The sequence below is a fragment of the Paenibacillus sp. FSL W7-1279 genome (assembly GCF_037969845.1).
In the GTDB taxonomy this organism is placed as follows: Bacteria; Bacillota; Bacilli; order Paenibacillales; family Paenibacillaceae; genus Paenibacillus_AQ.
On record NZ_CP150215.1, the window covers coordinates 6,566,975 to 6,588,111 of the forward strand.

The window sequence follows — 21,137 nt, forward strand, 5'->3', positions numbered from 1 at the left end:
GCGGTCGTGCATATAAAGAGGCGTCGAAAAAAACGAGCAGACGAATGATCGTCTGCTCGTTTTCTATATTAAACTCCTTCATCCGTCTCATTCTCCGGCGTCTGCTCGGGCTCTTCCGAAAGCGCGCTTTCGTCGGACAGCTCATACGAGACGCCATCCACAACAACCTTTTCGACTAGGGACACGTCAAGCGGCTTATCCAGCTTCACGGTAACCTGACTTGAGTAAGTCTGGTTTTCCTGAGCGTCACCAACGCTTTCCGATGACTGCACAGCTTCACCTTCAGCAGGATCAGACGAGTCTTTCCCTTCTGCTGTCCCAGTATTCGGGTCCGTTTGATTTTCCGTTGATTCAATCTCTGTTCCTGATGGATCGGCTTTTGCTTCGCCTGTAGTTTCATCCGCGCATACCCGCGTTAATTCAGGGCTGGCAGCTTCAAACAACATGCTTGCATCCTTGCCTACAATCTGTAGCTCGTCCACATTGAAATCCCGGCAAGCTGCCGGCTGTTTAAAATGGAAACTCAGCTCGGTCTTGCCCTCCTGCTCGCCTTCCTCCACCACCGTCGCCGTCAATAACGGCTTTTCAGGGACGGTATCGGAAGAAGTCGGAGGTGCGGTAACCGGAGGGGTAGTGAGCGGATTCGGATCGGCACTGCCATCCGCAGGTCCCTTGCCGTTTTGGATCATCATGAAGACAGCGCCAGCAATAACGATCACCGCAAGCAAAGACGACGTGATTTTTACGAACCGCGAATGCTGTCGAATCCATCGCACCAACGGCGAAGCTAATTCAGCCCTAACCTTCGTATACACCGGTTTAAGGATTGGAGCGGGAGAATTGAAATACGTTTTCGCATATTCCTTATTCTTGAAGGCTTCACGGTCATAGGTTTTGAAATAATCGACGATGGCGGTGGCATAAGCCGGAACAAGTCCCCGCGGTCTAACGAATACAGGTTGCTCGGCAGACCACATAATATACTGGTATACCACTTCTGCACTGTTGCCGTATCTGTGCAAATAATCAAGCAGGCCCCGATAGTCTACGGCACTGGAACGAATCTCCGTGCAAAAGGCTAGGGTAATGCTATCAAATCGGGATGGCACCACATGGTTCTGCAGCCATTTCCGCATGATTTGCTGGGTTCGTTCCCGCTCCTCGGCTGACAGATCCTCCAGCACCTCCACTCTTGCTTCTTCTCGGCTGGACCATTGGTGAAGGGCCAGCATGACCGCGGCTTTGGACCGAATCCGGGAATCAAACCGCTCTACCCAGCCCTTGAACTCCTTCGGCATTTGCAGAAAGCCGATATCCAGCAGCTGTTTCTGGCTTAATTGCTCGGGCTCCACCTCACGCAAGAGGAAAAGGTTTGCCGCATATATCAACCGGTCTGCAAATGATGTTCCGCCTTGGTAACGACCGATTCCCTTCTGAGGATGGTGCTCCAGCGAATCCAATTGGTCCAGTACGGCGTTGACCGCTCTCACCGGATCCGAATCCTGCTTAAGCTTATCGACAAGCTGGGCTTCGGCTAACCTGATGTAATTCTCCTGTTCCAGCAGGAGTGGGTGGTTCCGAACCCACAAGCCGATCAGGTCTACCAAGTCTGTAGGCGACGCCGCTTGCTGCATGCGTTTTTTCATGTACGGATCAAACATCAACGCCGGCAGTCCCGGACTGGTCAGCACCCTGGCGTAGAAGGCTCGGCTTAAGGCCGGGCTGCCCTCCAGCAGGTCGTAAATCGCCTCGGTCACATCCTGACGCCGCTTCGATAAGGCGTTATTTAATGAGCGGATAAAATATTCCACAATCAGATCATGATGCTGCCGGGGATTGATGCCGTGATAATCCCTAACAAAACCGGCAATGGCTGCATCCGGAACATGTCCGCCTTTGACAAGTTCGAATTCCTGGGCAAACAGGGTGTGGAACAGCTGATCCAGCCGTCCCTTAGAAGCAAGGGCACCTGCCGGCTTCAAATAAAGCAGCATTGCACGCAGAACGGCATGTTTATGCTCATGGTACAAGCCCTCTTGGCCTTCTTCAATCTGGAACAGCACACATAAATCATCGTAGCTGTCCAGCAAGATCCCCAGACCCGGCTCCATATCGGCAAGCATCTGCTCGGCGAAGGCAAAAAAGCGCTCGGAGCGATCCGGGTCCAATAGCGTTTCCCATGCAAAATCAAGATAAGGCTGCTCGGACCATTTCAGATCGGCATTGATGACCCTGCCGGCAGCGAGCTCAAACAAATAATCCTTCTCGATGCTGCGGTCGCTTAGACGCAGGCTGCCCTTCTCCACGAACATAAGGTGAAGTCCCTTCTTGCTCTGCGGCTCCTTCGCATAGGTTACGAATCCAAGCACCTGGCGCAGCGCATAGGGCAATCGGCCAAACAACACAAAGAGCAGCTGCTCCGCCTTCGCGGACAACTGTTCCACCGGCACATCCAGAACGATATATACCTTTTTCTTCCCGGCAGCCGCGGATATGCATGCATAGAGCAGCTGCTTGAATACCTTCTCGTCGATCCCAAGCTCCTGCAATAAGGCTGGCGCCCTCTTATAGGAAATGGCGGCTTGAGATTCGGCCTGAACCGGAATGGCGGGAAGCTGCGGCAGATCAACGCCTTCTTCAATATCGTAGTGATCGGCAAAGGAAGCCTGTAGCCAGGACTGGTAAGCCGAATGCTCATCTTCAAGGAAACCGTCAGGAATGACATAGTGATGCGTAAAAAAGGCACTGCGAAGTCCCGTAAAATCCGCAGGCTGAAACACGCTTCGCCCCAGCACCGTTTCTCCTGTTTCCGTATGGAACAGATGAAGGGCGGCCGGATAAGCCGCCGCTTCCCTCTCGCTTCGTGCCGTCAGCTCGGCAGGAGCCTCGTATTGGCAAAAGGGATGCAGCACCTTTTTGATAAAGGAGGCCTCCAAGCCGGACGAACGGGCCACCGTATCAAAGCCTTCGGCTGAACGGAATATGCCCCGCCGCTCCCGCGTGTACATTTGCTGCTGTATGGTTCGGGATGGGAAATCCGACACTAGTCTTCCCTCCCCTGAATATACTTCAGCTTGTACAGAAGCCAGATGAACGGTTCATCCACCCGAATCGGGCTAACGACGCTTTGCAGCTTCTGGTCGACAGGGTTGCTGCCGAGAGCCGACACGGCAAAGTATGCAGTATTCGAAAAGTATACATCCATCGTTCCCTTGAACGGACGGTCAACCTTCTCGATAAAACGGCGGATCTCGCCGTCAATATTTTCAAACTCGGTCAAATTCAAAAACTTGCGGTGTACCACATTGTTAAAAATGTTGCTGTTCAGCTTCACATATTCGCCATCCTCATCTTTAAGGGCATGAAGCATATCGCTCTTGGTCAAGACAACCGCTGTCGGAATATCCGTCTTGCCCTTGTCCTCATAAGCGATGAAATCGCCGAACATCGTCAGTACGACGTCACGCGGCTCATCATACTGGGATACCCATTCACCGGGCTGGTCACCGAATTTCAGACGGATTTTCTCTCGAATGGAGCGGATTTGGAGCGGATCCACCATAAACAGAATACCCGCGGAATTCTTGATATGCTGTCCGTGAAGGCCCAAATAATCCTCGTCCACCATGCCCTCGCCCGCCACGTCAAAAAATACGAGCGTTAACGGCGGCTTGGACTCGTCCTTGAACACGAATTGGAAAATGAAAGGCTCCTGCATCTTCTCCTTCTGCGTAGACGCCAGCAAATCTCCCCGTTCAAATAACGGCTCCTCATAGCCGGTACGGAACTTGCGGCTGATCTCGGCATTCAGCGGCATGCAGGCCGCATCGAAATGATCCGCCGTCGTATGCTGCAGCGTATGAATGAGCGAAGTCATATAGACCGACTTGCCCACTTGCGAAGCACCGATGATCGAGATAATGTTGCTTGGCACCTTCCCGGCGGTTACCGGAAGCTCATTGTGGCATTTCGGGCACAACCGTCTGCGCGTGACGACGCCGTAACGGTCATTCAATCCAACCAGTACGTGATCCGAATAAATGTGCTGCTCCTCCGGTATGTCGCTCGGACGGATAATCGCTTCGATATCATACACCGAATCCAGCCCAAAGCGTTCACGGTACCGATTCAGCTCATCATCTTCCCCAAGCGCATAGTCCTCGTCATCCTCTCGGTCGTGGGCAGCCCGGAAGACAACCTCCTTCGGAGCAAACTTACTGAAACAGTAAGGGCACACAATATCATAGAACAGCGGCCTAGGCTCCGGCTCCGGTTTTTTCTTGAATATATCAAAAATGCCCATCTTTCGTACCTCCCTCTGAACCCTATGAATTACACACTGACGCGTTCAACGTGGTTGCTGTGTGTTCGATTTCTCTATCTATAAACGAGCTCATACCGTTGTCCATACTTCTTGCCATCCGTAAAAAACAAGCGAATATAATCGTTCTTGCCCACCTCGATCGCAGGCAATTCGTTGCGCCCTGCCGCAAAATCCGTAACGAAAGGGTACAAGATGCCGTCTTCCTTGTTAACCGGATAAGCCCCCTGCTTCTTTACGTAACATAAAACGTCCTTGGGTACCGGCACTTCCGCCGTCACCTGAATTTCAATCGTCTTATAGGGCTGCAGCCAGCGGCTCTTTTCGCGGATGGAGTATGTCAGCATGGCTTTGCCGGTGCTGAACTGAATGCTGTTCGCTTCATCCGGCTGCCTGATTAAGGCCATCTCTCCGTCTTCGGAAGACATGGCATACACCGTGTACATAATCTGACCAATTCCGTCCACCCGATCCCGATACCCATTGTTCGCCTTGTACTCGTCTCGGGTATACAGACGCAGGCTGCCAGGCTCCAAAGCTCCAGCGGGCGGACCAAATCCATCATCCATCTCGCGGTGAATGTATACCGCCTGAAGATCTGGCGGCCAGTTCCAGCGGAGCGTACAGAAACCATCTTCCAACTGATAGCTTAATCCCTGAATGACCCATTCTCCGGGCTCCGCATTTTTAAAACGCATATCGAACGCCCCCTGCTTTAAAATCCTCGGCTTGTTGAATCATTCGGCCGTTGTCCTCGTCCCGTTCGGCCCGGCCGCTGCTCATTGCGAATGATCCTGCTGTTCTCCTTAACCGGGATCACCAACGTAAACAAGGCGATGACTCCTGCGAGAATGAAGCAGGCCAGCATACGAATGGAGGCATCCCCCACTTCTACCCCGGATAGGCCATATTCCAGAACAACGCCTGCGAGCACGCCGGATACCGCTCCGCCGATGCTGAAGCTGAGCGCGAGATGGCGGTTATCAAACACAATGCCGAGGGCAAGGCCCATGGCAGCGCCAATAAGCAGCATCGCAGCGATTCTTACAATCTGATAATAAACGCTATCTTCCATAACGCCCGTACGTTTCGTCAACAGGGAACGATCCCCGACATCGTCATAGATTTTCTGGAAAACAAAAGACAAATCTGCCGCGTTCTGCACGTCGTAATATTGCCCGCCCGTTTCGGCGGCAATCGTCTGAAGCAGTTGGGCACCGTCCGGGTTAACAAGGCTGAGGCCAATCGTATTCACCGCGATTTGCTGCTGCTTGTAGTCCGCAAGCACACGCGCATGATCCGTTTCGCTAAAGCCGTCCGACAGCATAATGACCATGGCGCTTCGAGCGGCATCATGGCTCTCTTGGATATGCGTCATGGTATCCTCCAGCGCGAGACTGATGTCCGTGCCACCGTCGGTCGTTGTCAAACCGTCGATTTCCGCGATGATCTCATCCTTGGCTTCTTGGTTCTTCACACGCGTAAACGGCTGCAGTAACGTTGTCGCATGATCAAACACCATCACGGATACACGGTTATCCTCGTCCATGCGGTTGATCAGATTTTTGGCCGCCGTATATCGGTCCTGATTCGGGTCCGTATCTTTCATGCTGCCTGAATTATCAATGATCAGCACGATGTCCTTCACGGGCTTGGCGCTGCCCGGGTTCAACTGATACACCCACTCAAACAGCATACCTAGCAGGAACAGCGCCACCAAAGTGGATGGAATCAGCAGCTTCCATGATGTGCCTGTATATCGCTGTCTCCATGAGCTCCCATTCAAACGAGGGGAGATCAGTTCTGCGATTAAGCAGGCCAATCCGATGCACAAGGCCAAAATTCCGAAATAGATCCCTGTAACCACGATGACGGGAAGCCCTGTCCCCCACTGGCGAAGCAAAAATTCCCCAATGGCAAATCCGATTCCCCCACCGACTAGACTAAACAGCAGCAGGAGAGGGTTTATTTTTCGTTGCACAATACACGCCTACTCTCTGTATCAGAATCTAAGAACGCTAGCGCAGCTCTGGAAGTTGCGCCGGTTCCATTCCATGAAATTCATAACCGTTTGCCGTATAGGTCTCGTAGTAGGTTCTGCCATTCCGGTAGTACATCAGATCCTCCAAGTGGAAACCTCCCATCAGGTTCAGCTTCTCAACCCCGCTTGAGCGCTTCTCATGCACGATGCCAAGCTTGTACACCCGTAAAGCTTCATCGGCGTGAATCGCGTAACGGACGAATTCGCTGTCGGCATCGCCGAAGAAATATTTCTCCTCGTATCGATGCTCCTGCGTATAGTCAAGCAGTCTGACCAACGTAACGGAGTTCTCCTCCAGCATCCGGTATAGCACCTTAAACAGATCTTCCTTGGCAAGCACCTGCTTGTTATTGTAGTCGATGGTTACGTTCGCCCGCCGCAGCAGTTCTTCCTCGAAGGTCTGCACGAACGGCTCTGCCGTCAATAGATCCCTCAAACAGACCCGGATCATGTTCGACAGGATCGGTTCGATCCCTTCATGCGTAACGATGGAGAGATTGCCGACATACCGTTCCTCGAAGAATACGCCCTGGCCGCGCTTGCTCTCCAATTCCAGCATCAGCTCTTCCGTGACCAGGCCATAATACTCCATCAGGTTCTGGCCGATATAATCATCTGCGGTACGGATGCTCGACTTGGCCGCTTCCAGCAACTCCGCTTCGAGCTGGTCCAGCATGTTCGCCTGCTGCTTGTACTGACGGTGAATCCGTTCGAGCTCCGTCTCATACAATCTGTAAAGCTCTAGCTCCGTTTCCAGCTGCAAAAGCTCATATTTGCGTCGATAAACCTCGCCCACGAAATATCGAATGAAATGGCGCACATTCTGTTTATCCCGAAAAGGAAGCTTCTTGAATGGCTGACTTTCCACGCTTTCCTCATAATAGCGGTTGAGTCCGTCCTGCTCGCTCTTCAGGAGGCTGCCGAGATCCCGGATTCGGGAACGAACCGCTTCAAGCAGTATCCCCTCTCCCGCCTTGTCGCTCGTCCACTTCACGATTTGATAACAACCGATTTGCGGGTGATCCGCCAAGGTTCGACGAAGCGCACGATGAAGCTCCTCAGAAGTACTCATATCTCTAAGTCTCTTTTGGACCTCCAGCTCATAATTGCTGTGAAAAAATTGCCGGCAGCCATCCCCGAACAATGCCTCTTCTGCTTCACGAATGTTCATCCGCTTCAGCCCGGCATAACTGACGGGGTGTGACATCATACCCTTTAGCCCGTCCAGATGCTCCGGGTTTGGCAGCATCCGGTCCGCTCTTGCCGATACGGCCTCCGGATTTAGACCAAAGTAGGTCAGGCATTCATGAACCTCCGGTTCGGGCCCGCCCTTCATGCGAAGGAGAAGTCCGCGGCACAGATGATAGAGCACCGTTAGCGCAATCGGCTCGTTCGGCCTCTTTACTCGGGCAAAACCTGCGGAGACAAAGCCTTGGCGGCCGGATTCGGTCATGATATTGCTTTTGAACGACGTATTGTTGTATATGCCCCGGACTCCGTCATAGGTTTCATCCTTCTGCTTCCGGTTCTTAAGCAAACCCAGATGGCAGATGATATCGTAGATATCCTGCATCCCGGCGTAACCCGATATGCCGCGTTCATTCTTGTCGGATAGTACATAAACGAGATCAAACAACGGCGAGGCCGGGTGGGCGACCGGAATGGTCAGCCCATCCTCCGTGACCTGCAGCGGCGCGGAGAAGCTGTATTCCCGGCTCTGCATCAGCTCCAGCTCCCGCAGGAAGGCAACACCCACAGAGCTCGCATAACCATAGGAATCAATCTGATCCCTTTCATTAATGAGCGCATACATATCCATTTGCACCGACTTGAATGACTGCTGGAAGATGGATGCGGCCAGTAATGAAATTTCCGGTATAAACACATTGAACGGGTCATCGACCCGTGTAATGACAGACAGATGAATCCGGTCAAAGGATGAATAGCTGCGTCCATAATCTGAAATATGGTGGCTCAGCTTCCGAATCGCTTTATTCAACCCGGCCAGGTGATGCGGGTCCCGATAGAAGTCTTGGCACAGCTCCTTGCGTGCGGACTTGGATGAGCCGTCTGACGCTGGCAATTGCAGATGATACCGATGAAGGCGACCGGAGGATTCGGAGCCTTTCGGCTCCCGATTCCCGCTCCGGTCCGTTCCCACATGAAAATAAACGACGCTTGCGCTGTTATCCCATTTGCGGTCATGGATTTCCATGATCGGTTTGATGGCGGACGCTGTCTTGTCGCCAATGAACAAGTATACCTCCGGGTAGTGGATGCTGCTCTGATCATCCTCCATCAAGGTAAGCTGCTCTTCCGACTTGGCATAGCCGGCAGCATACTGGCGAAGAATCTCCCTCATCGTCTATTTCAACCTTCTTCGGATGTCGTTTAATTTCGAAGATACCTGTCTGTAGAACTGGTATCGCTCCTCACCGTCCGCAAGCTCCACCTTCTCGTATTCGAGCCGGTCGCGCGTTTCCAGGAACCGCTCGGCCAATTCCTCCAGCTTCGTGAGCAGCGGCGTAATGTCCTCGGAAGCGGTCAGCTCCTGATCGCGGCGGGAGGATTTGCGAAGCAGCGTGCTTCGGCTTTTCTCATCCAGCTGACGGAAGTGCTTGTAAACTTCATACTCCACGTCGTTCACGCTTTTCAGCAGGTTGGCAAACGGCTCCCAGGAATCTTCCTCCGGATCGCGATCATAAACGAAGAGCGCCCCCTTCTTGGTGATCGTCCCGGTGTACAACGCCTCGATGAATTGATCAAGCCATTTCTCTTCATTCTGATTGTCGCTGATCAAGAGCTCGAATTCCGTGATTTTGGCCGCGATGGCAGCATATTTCTTCAGCTCTTCCCGCATGATGCGGATCATTTCCGGCGAACGGATCAGATTCTCCTTGGCCATATCCTCGTTGATGCTGTTGAAAATATCCTTAGAGCCAACCCGTTCCAGCCCCTCGTTCAAGAGCCGCTTCAGCTCGGTCCATGCCCGCTTCACTTCCCCAAGATTAGGCTTGGGACTATCCAACTGCAAATCATAAGCGCGAAGCAGCTCGTTCAGATCAAATGGCTTCGTAAACACGACCGCATAGCGGCTGCTCGTATTCTGGTCAACGTCCTTCTGGATGATGACTTTAAACTCAAGCGCCTGGTTAAATTCAGCGCGTACCCGGGCGTTATAATCCTGAACCCGCGGGTTGACGTAGGTATCCCCCCAGGATTTCTCGGGAATCGGTGATGGCAGGTATGTCCAATTGTTGCGGTCCGTCTGAACCAAGTGACGCCCGACGCCTTCCTTGTCCATGATCGTGCGTTCGTAGCTTTCCTCATAAACCTTTAGCGGCGTATAGACGAACAGCGGCACGCCGTTCTTCGTATTCAACCAGAAAATCCGGTTCTTCACTTCGCTCTCCTTCACGGTGAAGTGAGACTTCCCGACCGAATTGTTCTGATAATTGCGAATCCCCTTCAGAATGCTTGGTGCCTGTACCGGCACGGACACGAAGCCCCAGGAAGGGAAGTACAGATTGCCTGCGCTGTTGCTCAGATGGAAGACCGGCACGGCTTCGTCATCCAGCTTGCTGGCGATGTTGCGCTCGACGAATTTTTCGATGGAATCCTCCTGCCCGAATTTCATGACGAGGAAATCCTCCATCGAGCGGGTGATGAGATCGCCGAATTTATCGGTAAGAAACTCCGAAATGGATCTGACGATATCGATCTCCTGCTCCCGCGTCCAACGATTGGCATGGCTCAGCAGCTCCTGCGCGAAATCGCGGATGAGATCGTCCACATCCTTCTGATCCATGATTTTGTTGATCACGTCGGAAATGTCGGGCACGCTGACCAGGTTCCAGTAATACGTTTTATTCCCTTTATGGTCCTGCTGCTCTTCCCCGTTGACGAGAATGTCGCCGTTCTTGGCGAAAATCGAATTCAATGCATTCAGAATTTCCGTATACACGCTGTAAATCCGGTTATTCTCCTGATTCAGCAGATCGTATAAATCCTCATAGAATTCAATCATCTGCTCGGTGCGTTCCACATCGGCTTCCAGCCAATATTCGTTGATTTTGGCTTCAATATAGATATTCTTCTTCTTATCCTTGGAGACAAAAGCGCTCTTCGCATCGCCCAGGCGTTCGATGGCCTGTTCCCTGGCCGACTCGATGTCACGGGGAATGCGGGTCAGATTCTCGCGCAGCGCCTCGATGTAGGACAGCAGCATCTTCAGCAGGCTGAAGCCCTTCTCCGTATAGATCAACCGGGACACATAGAACGGTCCTTGCTGCGGATGCAGGAACATGCGGCGGATTTGATCGCTGAACTGAGCCACGATCTCGCCCGGCAGCTGCCTCTTCGCTTTGATATACTCCTCGCGGGCTCTCGCCAGGAAATTCTGCTCCAGCTCCGTGTCCATATTGATGACCTGGTTCTTCACCACGTTCGCGTAGCTGAGCCGTTCGCTATTCTGGTACCCGGGGAGCGGCTCCGGCACGCGGGACTCGAAGTTCTTCGTCATCGAGTCCAGGTCGATGCCCAGCTTGCTTGCGAATTTCTCGACGTCCTCCTGGCTTGGCGCCTTCTCGAACATGGTTTGCATTTTGCCGAAAACGCGGTACGCGAGATAAGTGGTCATCTCTTCTATCGGTAGAACAGCCGAAGATGCGCCGATAATGTTGTAGTCGTAATTGGCAGGGTACGCCTTGTTCATCTGCGCGATATTGGTGCGGATGTTGCTAATATAGTCATGGATCGCAAACTCTTCGCCGGACTGTTTTTCCTCGCTGGCCATGAAGTTCGTGATGTTCTCAGCGGTAACGTTCATGCAATAATCATAGGCGTTCTCCAGCAGCTTGCCTTCCGTATTCGTAGCGGAAATCAGATGGCACAGATTAAACGGAGGCAGTGGAGAGTTCACGTTCAGAATATTGCCATACTGCTGCTTGAAACGCTCGCCTCTGGCATCCACGTTCATCCAGTAATCGAGCTCTTTGAGTGCGGCGTAACCGTTCTTCTTGATGTATTCGCGCGTATGCTCGCTCAAGCTTTTGTTCGCCAGATTAATATCCGGCGTAAACAGATAGCCAAGGGTGTTCACGCGGTCAATGCCGGCAGAGCCGTGGTCGCGTTCGATAATGCCGCGGACGATATAGGCGATGTCCAAGAAGCAGCCGCTGCCCGTACCGCCGGACAGCCCCGTCAGCAGGAAAACCATCAGCTTTTTGTTCGTGCCAACCGACAGCGTCTTGATCTTCTTGTCGATCGCCTGCACCACTTGCGTAATCTTCGTGAACAGGAGCAAACGGCCCGCTTGGCGTACGCCTGCTGCCCCGTTCATGCCATCGGTAATGCTCAGTTCTGGCGACAGCCAATCTGTAATGTACGGCTCCAGGATGCTGCGGTTTTGGAGGAGGCCTCCAATCTCGGCATTGGAGAGAAGAACAAATTCATTGATCGGATCAAGCCCGATGCCTTTATAACGTTTATTCTTATCCTGCTCGTTGGTCTCAAAAGCCAGAAACTCCACATTATCCGGCTTGTCCATTCTCTTCTTGGACAACGGATCCTCCGGCAGCTTGAACCGGCGGTTAATCTGATATTTCAAGCGCAGCAGCGCATCGATCCCCGTCCCTCCAAGTCCAATGATAAGGATCGGATTGTCGATGGTATCGACCCGTATTTTCTCGCTGACAATCCCGCCTCCAAGTGAAACGTCAAGCTGTTGTATATGTTCTCTTACTACCGGTTTCATAACTTCCCCTCCTGATAGGTCATGGCTTTAAGAGGTTGTTCAAAAACAACACGCACTTTAAGCCAAATATTCAAATAGTATCGTTTTGTCCGCCTGCTGCAGGGAAACTCTCAGCCGATCTCCGTTCTTAAGCTCCGTGCCATTCGATGCATCCAGCGCGCGGCCGGATTTCTCAACCACGGCTGAAGAATTGTTCTTAAGTATAATGCGGTCGTTCTTGCCCGGTATGAATAGGATCTTCTCGGTTTCCTTCAGCTCCGGTGCTAGCTGCAGAAGCTGATGCAGATTGAACTTCCCTTTGAACGAAGTCAGCTTCTTGTATTGCGGAAACGTCTTCTCGCCCGTGTTCTCGTCTCTGATCTCGATCACGATCTGGCCGACAAAGCCTTTGTTCGCTTTCTTAATCGCGCCGAGTATGAAATATGCAGCCGCTCCAACCATGAGCAGCGCCGCGATGCCAATGATTACGGGCCATAATGGAAAAGGTTTCGCATCCTCGCCCGCAGTCATCTCCTTCCCGCCGCTTCCGGAGCCCGCGGCTGCCGCTTTTGCGGTAATCTTCACAGGCACGCTTTCGCGGTAGAAGCTCTGCTCCTCCGCCCGTACCTTCAGCTCGTAGTCGTGCTTTTGCGGAATCTTGTAACTCCCTTCAAAGCTGCCGCCTTTATTCTCAAGCTCGACCTCTGACTCGTCCCCGGTGTCCAGATCCTTAACCAACAGCTTGGCCGTCATATTGCCATACTGCTCCTGATCCTGCAGCTTCTGTCCATTGCTGACGAGATATGCCTTAATATCGATCGTATCTCCTGCCTTTACCTTTGAAGGTGGCGGAGGATCCATGGTCAGCTCCAGGTCGTAGTTGAATACGAGGTTAATGTCGATTTTGTCTTTCGATACGCCTTTCACCTGCAGCTTCCAATCGCCTTGCTGCGGCTTCAGCAGCTTGAGCAGCGAGTAGGAATTGGAAGTAGATCGCAGGACATTGCCCGAAGGAATAGTCTGCTCAGCGCCGGCAGGATCGACCAGCTTCACGTCAACCGGGCTTGAGGACATAATGGAAATGTTCGCCTCCAGCACGTTCGCATTCGGCACACGAACCGTAACTTCCTGATAGCTTCCGTTGCCGGTAATGGATTGTACCGGAACGATTTTAAGCTGCTGGTGGCTGGCAAAAATCTCGCTTAATATTTGCGGAAGGTCATCCGCCGAACTGGTAGTAAAGGACTTGCCCCCCGTTTGGTTTGCCAATTCATCCAACGTTTCTTTATTCAGCTTCCCGTCGGCATTCAGCCCGATCGTATAAATCGGGATGCCGCTCCCCTTGGCCTCCTTGACGGCTTGCTCTAACTGATCTGACGCTTCTTGGCTCGTCTTGCCTGTGTTTGGATCCAGATCATTGTTACCGTCGGCCAAAACAACGATCATCGGCGCATGCGCCGGGTCCATTCCCTGCTTCAGCACTTTCACGGCTTCATCAAGGCCTACGGACATATCCGTGTACGGACCGCGATCCAGCTGATCGATAAACTCCTTCAGCGCGGTCTTGTCCGCCTCCGACTGAATTTCAAGCAGCGCTTTCTCCCGCTGAATTCGGTCAGTATAGGATACGACGCCGACCTTGTCGCCGGTGGTGGCCAGCATGTCGATAAACATCTTCATCGCTTCGCTGCTGATCCTCTCCGGATCACTGTTTTTCATGGAGTTGCTGGCATCCATCACCAGTACGGCATCAATCTTGGAGCCTTGCGAAGCAGCCATTGCCTGAGGCATGGTTCCTCCGCTCCAGGTCAGGGTCAGCAGCACCGCTGCCATCAAAGAGAGAAGCCATTTATTTTTACGTAACATCGAATTACTCCTTCATCCATTTAGTCTAGCATCAGGTGGATGCCTCGGTTCGTTTGTCAGACCGTTAGTCTAACTGTAGGCAATAAGTCTTAAAATTACATGAAAGAAAGCTTAAAAACATACTGGGAACATCCATTTCTCTGGTGTATTTATATAGAAAATACCATGCTAATCACTAAAATATACCAGCACTATGTCCATATGATATAATTATACCTGCCAAAGTTCAACATAATCAGTCGTACCACCCGGACTTAGGACACAAGCCTCACCCGCCATTTTCGAACAAATACGATGCCGAAAGGAATAGATATATGATTACATACGGATGTCTCGGGATTTTGTTTCTTTTTGTCATCATCAAGATCACGGCCTACTTCAAGCGTAAGAAGAACGCCCCGACACCGGAGCAGCTGCATCAGACTCTGCTTGAAGTTGCCAACTCACAGAGGGAACAGCATGGATAAGAAAAAACCCGTACAACTTCGCCCCTATAGTAAAACGAGATATGTCTACCAAAAGTTAAGGGTTTGCAAACATTGCCACCATTTCACGATTCTTTGGGAAGACAGCTGCGCTCACTGTAAACGCAACGCCCTTGTTCCCGTTATGGAACTTGCAGAGAAAATGGCCAAGCGTTCCATGCAGAGTGACCGACTTCTCTTCTATATAATAGGGCTCTCTGCCGTGCTTCTTAGTCAGACCTTTTTGCAGATCGTGATCTCCTTTGCTTGTATGGTGGTCCTGCTTGTATGGTTATGGCTGATCCAGCGGCGAGTGCTGCATTCCGAGACCCTGCACGCTCTGGACAAGCTTATAAGAAGTCAGCGAAAACAGATTCTTGAAGGCCTTGACCTGAACAAAGCGACGGCTTCTGCCGCCATCAAGGAAGATGCCCAGCTAGGGTATGAAATCGTCAGGGAAATTGCCTTTTTGGTCCGAAATGACCGCATCCGTCTGCAGCAGATCGTTCTCCTTCAAAGCTTCAGCCTGCGCAAGGATATGGAGCTTGAGCTTGAGCCGCTGCTGCTGGATGAGTTTGATCCGGACTTAGCCGCCTATATTGGTGAAATCGCCAAAATTAAACGCGAGTTGATTAACAGCAAAGCCATCCAATACCTGCTCGACCATGAATCCAACATTTTGCGGATGGAGCAAGGCAGGCAGATTATGATCGACGCCGCCGGGGCAGCGGTACGGAAGAAAAAATACATCGATACCTTCCCTGATTTCATTAGCCGCTATGCGGATGGATTGCCGAGATATCGCTTCCTCCGCTTGTATCAGATCGTACGCCGCAATCCCGGCTTGTCGTGGAACGGCCTGCGGGACCGGGTGTCGGCCATTTATAATGAACACTACCGCTCGGACCCTGATTTTCAAAAATGGGATTAGAGGGGCTATACCGTTATGACGATGAAAAACACGCTAACCCTGCGTAATTTGTATCTTTTTTTATGTATAGTCCTTCTGCTGCTGATCGGATATAAGGGAATTCATATCTATCAGAAAATCGAATCGATGGCGCAAGCAGAGCTATTGTATGCTCAGAAGAAGCTCGTTCAGGCAGAAGAATGGTATCAAAAAGCGCGAAATAACCGCTCCCTTCTATATAAAGAAGAGCTGCTTGCCTCAAGACTGCAAGAGCTTGAACCCATTACTTCCATGAAGCAGAGCCTTTCCTCGCTTGATCATCGATTGAGCCGGGTCGGGGAAGCAGGCGATTTTTCCGGCTTTATGAACGTGTATGCCGAATTGCTTGACGCGGAGCTGAAACTTGCCGGGCAACAAGGGGCTTATGCTTCCTACTACGATGAAATTGCTGCGTTCTACGGAATCCCCGACGATGTGAAACGGATATTCCTGCAGTTCATTGGTTTGTTTACCCGTCAGGCCGATGAACTGGTTGAAGAGCAAAAGTATGACGACAACAGCTTCAAATGGAATTTGCTCCGTATTCCCGATTCATTCTACGGCGGGGAGAAGCAGAAGAATGACAAGCTGCTCCGTCTGTTCCAGCGTTATGACGAAATGGTTCTAACCCGTCTAGCAGGAGCCGGACAGTATACCGACATGCTAAGTTGGTCGCAATCCATGGGTTCCGAATATGCCAACCGGACGATATCGGCTGCCTGGTTGAATAGCAAGACCGATGAACTTGTGTATACCATGCTGCAAAAGGATGTCCAGCGAGAGCGGCCCTCCGATTTTGCTTTGCACGCCATGGGGTACAGTGATTACCTGGAACGAAACGAGCGGAAGAACGCGGAAATCATGGCGTATATTCAGAATCAGATGAATCGGTGGATTGCAGCTGCCGATGGGATGGTACAAGATCAGAACTACGAGGAAGCGATAGCTCTTTATGATGCGTTGTCGGGATACCAGGATATGAGCGGTAAACAACAAGCTGCCGAATTGGCCTGGACGATCCACGATCCGATTCGTTTGTTTCAAGCGGCGGGTCTCAAAGGAAGCTTCAGCTACGTAAGCGGAGGCGGGAATCGCTTTGGAGGATTGGCCTATGCCATTGGAGTCGATGAGGGGAATATCATCTATTTAGCTGTCTTGAATGCCGATGGAACGGTGCAATTATTCCAAAACCATGATTACCCGTCCGATATCGCCATCCAACAGGTTTCAGTTGAGGAATCGCTTAGCACCGCTAAGAATCCGGTCATCCTTGTGGAGGGCGATGTAGGAACCGGACTGGTATTGTATTCAGGGTATGAAGCCAGAGATGCCAATCTGACGCTGCTGTTCCAGTTCACGGCCGAAGGCTACCAGGCCCAGCCGGATAAGTCTTTGCTGGTCACCAATCTGGAAGGAGCAAGCCCCGACGAGATCGCCATCTTCGAGCGTCAGGGAGACCAATACGGATTCACAGGATATCAAGTTCATTATACCGACATCGATATCGCTAATATCGAGAAGTATCCGAATGAGAAGGTTCGCTTCTCTGTCCATATCCTGGAGAGTGGCTATGGTGAAGTCGTTGCAGAACGCGATGGATACCATATCGTCTTAAGGGGAGACTTGGAATTTCCTGCCGGGAGCGCGACGCTAATCGGTACGTTCAATGGCGAGTATCAGCAGCTGGAGATCCCGGGAAGCCAGAGTTCCACTATTCCGGACCCTGCTGATCAGGAGACCGAGCAGGTTGATGGACACAATGGAGACGTTATAGATGAAACCGAGAATCCAAGTGACGCCGTCACTACAGAGGAAATCAATCCAGATGATGTTCAACAAGAACATAACGGAAGTAGTGACAGCACCGTATCCGGTCAGATCACGCAGGTACCTGTCATTCAGGTGGAATCGATTGAGTAAGTATAGCAAAGAGGCTGTGTCCCTTAATCTTCAGGGGCGCAGCCTCTTTGCTATACTTATAGATATCAATCGTTATAGGATAATCCTTCCTTAAATTTTGAATGAATCCAAATGCGAGAAACCCTGTGCCTTTGAACAAGTACAGGGTTTCTGATTATCGGACGGCGTAACTCTATAGTTCAATTTTAATTACATACATGTTACTCAGGTCTCGTGTCTGTCAGTAGTTCTGCCCATTCAAGAAGTTGATCCAGCTTATTTTGGGTACCCTGTTGCGCAGCCATCAGGGTGTATCTCAGACCTTCCTCATCCCAGCTGATGACTTCGATTTCTTTTAAATAGTCCCCCTTGTGACCTCTGACCATCACCGGTTCTCCAAACTCTTCTTCCTGATCCTCGTTCTCGGGAGATTTGAACACGGACAGACTTAAAGCCGTCTTCCCTTCCTCCAGGTAATTTATCATCACTTCGGTTCGATCCAACTCTCCGCTACCTTCAAACATTTCCACAGATATTTGATTGAAACTTTCGGCAGGGAACTGCAAGAACGAGTGGCCTAGAGCTGCCTCTGCCTCTTCAAGCGTCACGGATTTCGGACCGAAGTCCTCCATTGAGATCATTTCAACATTCTCCGGGAGCTCCAGTTTAAATGTATCAGTAGTAATTTCCGGAGATTCATCCAACAGCTTATATGCGAACTCAGATGTGATATCTCCTGTTGTGACTTTGGATTTAACAACCATCCAGTTTTTGGCATTGACCCAGTACTCCTGAGAACCAATCAACGTGCTTTTACCCTCTTCAAGCGGAGTCGCCTTGATATGATATACGTCATTCCCAAGCCATTTCTCTTTCGCCACTGTTTCAATGGAATGGGTACTCCGCATGCGTTCAAGCTGGCTCAGCATTTTCTCTTTTGGAGAGCTTTTAAGGGGTCCAACCACCTCGGCATCCATAATATAAGCTGTATTTCTGGCTTTCTCATAGACAATGATCTGTTTACCATCATTCACGGACACGCTTTGATCGTTTCCCTGTGTAGCGATCTCGTTACGCATATTGCCGTTCTCTGCGTTATACCATTCTTTAATCGACATAGATTCCGTTCTCTTATCTCCTTCGATAAGGTTCATCTCAGCTTCGGCATAGTAAGAGAAGGGCTTGTTATTCTCTTCAATGGCTTTTTCCACCATTTCTTCACCCGTATAAGCCAATGCTTCTCCTGTCTGACAGCCTGTCATCAGTGCACCTGACAGTAGAGATGTCCCTAGAAGGAAAATCAATTGTTTTCTTTTTAATATGTTTCTAACCCTTTTCTTTGTCTGTATCATATCTCAACTCTCCTTATCTGAAATAGGCAATCCGCATATGACGAGCGTTCCGTACGGCGCCTCTGATAAAAGCATAATCGTTCCTTGGTGTTGTTCAATCGCCATTTTAGCAATGGTTAAACCAAGCCCGAAGCTGCCTGAACCCGCTTGATTTCTAGAAGTTTCCCCTTGATAGAAAGGTTCGTACAGCATCGCCTGAATTTCCATGGGGATGTGCTCTCCATCGTTCTGAATCAACAACAGAATTTTCGCTTTTTCTTGATTGAAGTGCTGATGCACAACAGATTTAAACGGTGGGAATACCCACTCCGGAATCTCAAAACAAGTGGATACTGCGCCAAGGTAAAGCTTTCCTCCCTCTGGCGTATACCGGATAGCATTGGAGATCAGGTTATCCATCATCCGCATCATCAGTTGAGGATTTAATTCCAATTCGCCGCTAACTGTAAGAGTTGATTCCAAATGTATGTTTTTAACCGATGCGAGAGGTTCATACCCCTCCAGCAGCATTTCCATGAATTCCGCACTGTCCACCTTAACGTGCATTTCCTTTGTTATTTTGGATTCCAAGGAAGCATATAAATTCAAATCATCCAGCATATGCCTCATCCTGTCGGCCTGTCCGATCATGAGTGCAAGGTATTCCTGACTTTCCTCTCTTGTTAACTTTAAATTACCGAGCTCTTCAGCATAGGCCCGAATGGAAGTGAGCGGTGTTTTTAAATCATGGGACAGAGCAGCTGTCATGAAAGCTTTCTCTTCCTGCTGCTTTGATAGCTTTTCACGCGAAGCTTCGATTGTCTTTCTCATTTCCACAAAGTGATTCATAAGCTCTTCCATCTCACCACCGCCTCGGTATACAGACTCAGGCACCGGTTCCCCTAAGGCAAAAGCTCCCATTTGTTTTGTCAGCATACGCATCGGTAAGATCAACTTACGCCGGGTGAGCAACAGAACGATGATAAACAAAGCCGTTATAAACAGGCACAGTAAACCAGCTACCCATAGACTCCGATGTCTTACTCCTTCTTTCCACTCATTCCTGGCCAGCGTGATCCGGTATATTCCTGCGATTTCACCATCTACGAACACGGGTTTTTTCATCACATAACTTCGCGGATTGATTTGCGTCTGGTACAATTTTGCGTACAGACTCTCAGTGGTTTGAACAAATTCCGTATACTGACTGTCAATCATCGATGAGTAAATAAGCACGCCGTTTGGGCTAAATAATTCAATCTTTAAAGCATCACTCGTCAATGCGTTCAATTCGCGCTCGTCCCGGGTAGAATTGAAATGATAGAGTTCAGGTTTTTGCAAATATGTCTCTGCTGCAGATATCTCCTTCGAGGCTGACATATAATCGGCGAACGAGCGTTGCTCATCCAGTTTCCCAATAAGCTGGTACAGCATGATTCCGGCTGCGAGAGGGAGCAGCATGAGCACTAGAAAAGCAATAAGCAACCATGTCCTAAGCTTCATTATAAGAACTCACCGATAAAACGATAACCGCTGCCCCACACCGTTTGAATATATCGGGGTGTTCGAATATTTTCTTTAAGCTTCGCCCGCAGGCTCTTAATATGCACAGTGACCGTATTCCCGCCGTCCACCACTTTTTGCTGCCAAACATGTTCATATAGCTCGCTTTTACTAAAATGACGCCCTGGATGGGTGGAAAGCAACAGCAGCAGTGACCACTCCTTACTTGTAAGTGCCAGCAATTCATTTCCATACATAGCCTGTTTCAAAACCGGATCAACGGTAAGTCCACCCCGATAGCATAACAGGTGAGATTTCCCTTCCTCGCTCCCTTGGTATTTCCGGAATTTCTTCAGGTGGGCCTCCACCCTTAAAGTAAGCTCAGTCAGGCTAAAGGGCTTGGTGATATAATCATCCGCTCCGAGTCCAAATGCTTGGATTTTGCTCTCGTCTTCACTCCTCGCACTCATGATCAGCAAGGGAACTTCGCTTTTCAACCGAATGTTTTTGCTCAGTGTAAAGCCGTCCATTTCCGGCAGCATCAGATCTACCAAGACGAGATCATATTCTCCATTGCAGAAATCCCCCCAGCATTCCAGCCCTGTTGTTGCCCACGTTACCGCATAATTCTCACGGCGCAAATGATCTCTCACGACCCTACCAATTCCGGAATCATCCTCAACGATTAACAGATTGCCCTTATGTTCTTGATATTCATGGCTGTTCTTCTGCTCCATGCTTTATCCTCCCCTTGCTATCCATTCTAGTTCGATTTACTGATGGGTTTGAAAAGTTAATAAATTCTTTATAAATCGAATCATTGATTTATAAATAACTTGATCAAATCAAAAAACCGCCTTTTCGCGGCTTTGGAAGACAGTATTGTTATTTAAGTATACTGGGCCAACCTGCAGTTTCGCCAGCGAAGCTGCAGGTTGGAGTTAGAAAGGAACAAAATCTACTATACATCCTTGATATCACTATATTCGTATCGGATGGCCCATTTTGTAGGAATTTCAACGAATACAT

The 21,137-nt window shown here is 50.3% G+C and carries 13 protein-coding genes; 3 read left to right on the plus strand and 10 right to left on the minus strand.

Features of this window, described 5'->3' with window-relative positions:
* Positions 1-68: 68 nt before the first annotated feature.
* From MKY82_RS29885 to MKY82_RS29915, 7 genes are all read right to left on the minus strand, one after another.
* Complete coding sequence (locus MKY82_RS29885; protein ID WP_339294953.1) at positions 69-3,044, minus strand: hypothetical protein; 2,976 nt, start codon at positions 3,042-3,044, stop codon at positions 69-71.
* Positions 3,044-4,303, minus strand: coding sequence for a hypothetical protein (locus MKY82_RS29890; RefSeq protein WP_100541387.1), 1,260 nt, complete (start codon positions 4,301-4,303; stop codon positions 3,044-3,046). Before MKY82_RS29890 ends, MKY82_RS29885 begins: the two co-directional genes overlap by 1 nt.
* A gap of 74 nt (positions 4,304-4,377) precedes the next feature.
* A complete protein-coding gene (locus MKY82_RS29895; protein ID WP_339220052.1) occupies positions 4,378-5,019 on the minus strand; it encodes a beta-mannanase in 642 nt (213 codons plus the stop codon).
* Between the two features lie 17 nt (positions 5,020-5,036).
* Positions 5,037-6,302 carry a vWA domain-containing protein gene (locus MKY82_RS29900; protein ID WP_339220054.1) on the minus strand — a complete coding sequence of 422 codons (1,266 nt, stop codon included), beginning with the start codon at positions 6,300-6,302 and terminating at the stop codon, positions 5,037-5,039.
* Between the two features lie 37 nt (positions 6,303-6,339).
* On the minus strand, positions 6,340-8,724 hold the full coding sequence (locus tag MKY82_RS29905; protein ID WP_220683827.1) for a transcription initiation factor TFIID: 2,385 nt from the start codon (positions 8,722-8,724) through the stop codon (positions 6,340-6,342).
* 3 nt (positions 8,725-8,727) lie between these two features.
* Positions 8,728-12,117, minus strand: coding sequence for a tubulin-like doman-containing protein (locus MKY82_RS29910; RefSeq protein ID WP_339294954.1), 3,390 nt, complete (start codon positions 12,115-12,117; stop codon positions 8,728-8,730).
* Between the two features lie 57 nt (positions 12,118-12,174).
* Entirely contained in the window at positions 12,175-13,962 is a 1,788-nt protein-coding gene (locus MKY82_RS29915; protein ID WP_220683825.1) for a vWA domain-containing protein, read from the minus strand.
* A 314-nt stretch (positions 13,963-14,276) separates the two neighbouring features.
* On the opposite strand from MKY82_RS29915, the gene MKY82_RS29920 reads away from it, so the two are divergent.
* From MKY82_RS29920 to MKY82_RS29930, 3 genes are read left to right on the plus strand one after another with little or no spacing between them, the layout of a single operon-like run.
* Positions 14,277-14,429: a hypothetical protein gene (locus tag MKY82_RS29920; RefSeq protein ID WP_164817485.1), complete on the plus strand. Its 153-nt coding sequence runs from the start codon at positions 14,277-14,279 to the stop codon at positions 14,427-14,429.
* Positions 14,422-15,357: a hypothetical protein gene (locus tag MKY82_RS29925; RefSeq protein WP_220683824.1), complete on the plus strand. Its 936-nt coding sequence runs from the start codon at positions 14,422-14,424 to the stop codon at positions 15,355-15,357. The genes MKY82_RS29920 and MKY82_RS29925 overlap by 8 nt, the downstream gene beginning before the upstream one ends.
* 15 nt (positions 15,358-15,372) lie before the next feature.
* Positions 15,373-17,295, plus strand: a complete 1,923-nt coding sequence (locus MKY82_RS29930; RefSeq protein WP_220683823.1) for a hypothetical protein — start codon at positions 15,373-15,375, stop codon at positions 17,293-17,295.
* A gap of 200 nt (positions 17,296-17,495) precedes the next feature.
* Here MKY82_RS29930 and MKY82_RS29935 read toward each other — a convergent pair whose 3' ends face one another.
* Genes MKY82_RS29935 through MKY82_RS29945 form a run of 3 tightly spaced genes read right to left on the minus strand, consistent with a single transcriptional unit; the run spans position 17,496 to position 20,845 of the window.
* The gene (locus MKY82_RS29935) at positions 17,496-18,626 is read right to left on the minus strand and encodes an outer membrane lipoprotein carrier protein LolA (RefSeq protein WP_220683822.1); all 1,131 of its coding nucleotides are present in this window, start codon (positions 18,624-18,626) and stop codon (positions 17,496-17,498) included.
* Between the two features lie 3 nt (positions 18,627-18,629).
* Positions 18,630-20,108 carry a HAMP domain-containing sensor histidine kinase gene (locus tag MKY82_RS29940; RefSeq protein WP_194544686.1) on the minus strand — a complete coding sequence of 493 codons (1,479 nt, stop codon included), beginning with the start codon at positions 20,106-20,108 and terminating at the stop codon, positions 18,630-18,632.
* A complete protein-coding gene (locus tag MKY82_RS29945; protein WP_220683821.1) occupies positions 20,108-20,845 on the minus strand; it encodes a response regulator transcription factor in 738 nt (245 codons plus the stop codon). Before MKY82_RS29945 ends, MKY82_RS29940 begins: the two co-directional genes overlap by 1 nt.
* Positions 20,846-21,137 lie beyond the last annotated feature (292 nt).

Coding starts and splice junctions, on each gene's coding strand:
- MKY82_RS29910 (WP_339294954.1), bottom strand. CDS start 12,117: ATGAAACCGGTAGTAAGAGAACATATACAACAGCTTGACGTTTCACTT.
- MKY82_RS29935 (WP_220683822.1), bottom strand. CDS start 18,626: ATGATACAGACAAAGAAAAGGGTTAGAAACATATTAAAAAGAAAACAA.
- MKY82_RS29930 (WP_220683823.1), top strand. CDS start 15,373: ATGACGATGAAAAACACGCTAACCCTGCGTAATTTGTATCTTTTTTTA.
- MKY82_RS29940 (WP_194544686.1), bottom strand. CDS start 20,108: ATGAAGCTTAGGACATGGTTGCTTATTGCTTTTCTAGTGCTCATGCTG.
- MKY82_RS29945 (WP_220683821.1), bottom strand. CDS start 20,845: ATGGAGCAGAAGAACAGCCATGAATATCAAGAACATAAGGGCAATCTG.
- MKY82_RS29915 (WP_220683825.1), bottom strand. CDS start 13,962: ATGTTACGTAAAAATAAATGGCTTCTCTCTTTGATGGCAGCGGTGCTG.
- MKY82_RS29925 (WP_220683824.1), top strand. CDS start 14,422: ATGGATAAGAAAAAACCCGTACAACTTCGCCCCTATAGTAAAACGAGA.
- MKY82_RS29895 (WP_339220052.1), bottom strand. CDS start 5,019: ATGCGTTTTAAAAATGCGGAGCCCGGAGAATGGGTCATTCAGGGATTA.
- MKY82_RS29905 (WP_220683827.1), bottom strand. CDS start 8,724: ATGAGGGAGATTCTTCGCCAGTATGCTGCCGGCTATGCCAAGTCGGAA.
- MKY82_RS29920 (WP_164817485.1), top strand. CDS start 14,277: ATGATTACATACGGATGTCTCGGGATTTTGTTTCTTTTTGTCATCATC.
- MKY82_RS29890 (WP_100541387.1), bottom strand. CDS start 4,303: ATGGGCATTTTTGATATATTCAAGAAAAAACCGGAGCCGGAGCCTAGG.